Annotated in this window: 1 protein-coding gene; it reads left to right on the top strand. The window is 35.2% G+C overall.

The window, feature by feature from the left end; translation table 11 throughout:
- The first annotated feature begins 648 nt into the window (after positions 1-648).
- Positions 649-2070 (top strand): IS110 family transposase, encoded by a 1422-nt coding sequence (locus BK585_RS23600; RefSeq protein ID WP_078552094.1) that lies wholly within the window; start codon positions 649-651, stop codon positions 2068-2070.
- Positions 2071-2194: the final 124 nt, after the last annotated feature.

The following is a 2194-nucleotide window of genomic DNA, read 5'->3' on the forward strand; positions in this document are numbered from 1 at the left end:
TTTCCGTAATGCTTTACACTAATATAGATATGATTTGAAGCACTACATACTATTGTATGCCAAGTGATTAAATCCATTGTAACAGATAATATATTCAATATTCTTTTAATTAATTGTATAATAGAACTACCGATGTACCTTTGACTTAAATGTGGGATCACTAATTTAGTGGAACCCTACCGTTAGTTTGAGGACATTGGGTTTTTTTATGGTTAAAAGTGATGTAAAATTATGTTGTGCAGTGACCCTTATAGTGATTCCGACTTACTGGAATGGGGCTATAAGTTAGACCTCTAATATTGATGTGAGGCACTCCACTTACACAATAAAACGGCACTGCACCCCAATTTAATAACCAAAATTCATTCCTGTATTTTTTACAGGATTTTTTTATTTATTAGGAGGAATTTTGAGGTTTTATGTCGTAATTTTTATTTTGTTTAAAAGACTATATTGGAGAAAACCAAAAGCAATATAATATTAAGCAGTTGAAACTCTACCGTTGGTTGGAGCTAGGAAACTAGACTCTTGTGTTAAATATGAGATTTAATATCTGGCGATATAATCCTGACATACTACAATGGGCACAAAGCTCTCACGGAAACTTGGATAGTCAGATATGTCATACTGCGACTGGGAGGAGAAATGATGAACACTACCATTACTCCATTTAGTTATGGAAATGACACGCATAACAGCCATAAAGGGCAGCGTAATTTTTATCAGTTTTATGTAGGTATTGATATTGGAGCGAGCTTTCACGTTGCATCCTGTATTCCATTTGATGCATTCTTAGATCCTAAAGGGATTGCTTGGAAAAGGACGAAGACAATGAAATTCAACTCCGATAGTGCTGGAATCGCTGAGTTTTTAAATGCTTTAAGAAGGATTGAAAAACAATTCTGTCTTACCAAAAAAGACTTTTTAATTCTTTTGGAACCAACAGGCGGACACTATTCTTATCTAATACAGCAAGTGTTATTAAATGAGGGTTATGAACTCTTTCAAGTTGAAAATAGAGCCGTTGGTGAGTTCCGTAAAAATAACTTAGGAATCTCTGAAAAAACTGATTCAATGGATGCCAAAGTAATGGCTTATATGGGGTGGCATAAGCAATTACATCCACATATGCAAGGTGTAACTCTTATTAGACCTCAATCAGTCCTTCAATCTTTATTTCGAACAGTAATGAGGGACAGATGGTATTTAAACGTCCAATTAACTCGACGTAAGAACCAGGTTCAACAGCTTTTAAAAGTCACTCATCCTGATTTAAATAAAGCTTTTAAGAGCCTATCTAGCACCTCTGTGTTGAAGTTAGTCTTAGAGTTCCCTACGGGACTTCATATGAAGGAAGCCACAGCAGAAGAGATATATAATTTTTTATTGAAAGCTGGTGCAAAAAGTGTGGCTAAACGAGCAGCTAACATATTAGCTAAAGTAATGCCTAACACTATTGCAGTTCCAGCTGAACATCTTGTCGAAAGACAAAAATGGGTTATAGAAGAAGCCCTACGTCTCGAAGAAAGCATCAAACTAATTGACAAAGAGATTCATAAACTTTTATGGGGTGACCCTGACAAAGGTTTAGATGCTCACCCATATACAGAAATCTTAATGTCCCTTCCTTTTGTGAGCGAAAACATCGCCTGTACACTGATTGGGGTCATAGGTGATGTTGAACGATTTAATACATATAAAGAGTTCAAGAAATATCTAGGTGTATCTTCGGAAAACAAGCAGTCAGGAACATCGGTAACTGGCACAAGACAGACATACAGCGGTGTTAGAGATGCCAGGAGAGTCCTTTATCAAATTGCTTTAATTATCCTAGCAAACGGGCAAAAACACCCTACCGTCTTCAAATTATACTATGACCGTAAGGTAAGTGAAGGAATGAACAAGAAAAAGGCAATTGGGCACTTATGCGGCAAAATAGCATCACTTATTTACACAGTCCTAAAAAACAAAGTAAAATATGATCCGATCACTCACGCTAAAGCGTGTGGAGTAGAGTTTAACAATCTTTATATTAAAAATAACGAGGGAAAAACTAAGTTAACAAATTGAAAATAGAGTTAAAAACACAAAACCCTAAGTGCTTTAAATGAGCAAAAATCACCTATTATTTTTTAAATTTTAGGTGATTTTTCATCTTTAAAAATACTTTTTTATTCGTAAAGCACTACACTAC

Source organism: Bacillus alkalicellulosilyticus (assembly GCF_002019795.1).
In the GTDB taxonomy this organism is placed as follows: domain Bacteria; phylum Bacillota; class Bacilli; order Bacillales; family Bacillaceae_F; genus Bacillus_AO; species Bacillus_AO alkalicellulosilyticum.

Excerpts from the sequence above, each read along its gene's own strand:
- BK585_RS23600 (WP_078552094.1), top strand. The coding sequence starts at position 649 with ATGAACACTACCATTACTCCATTTAGTTATGGAAATGACACGCATAAC.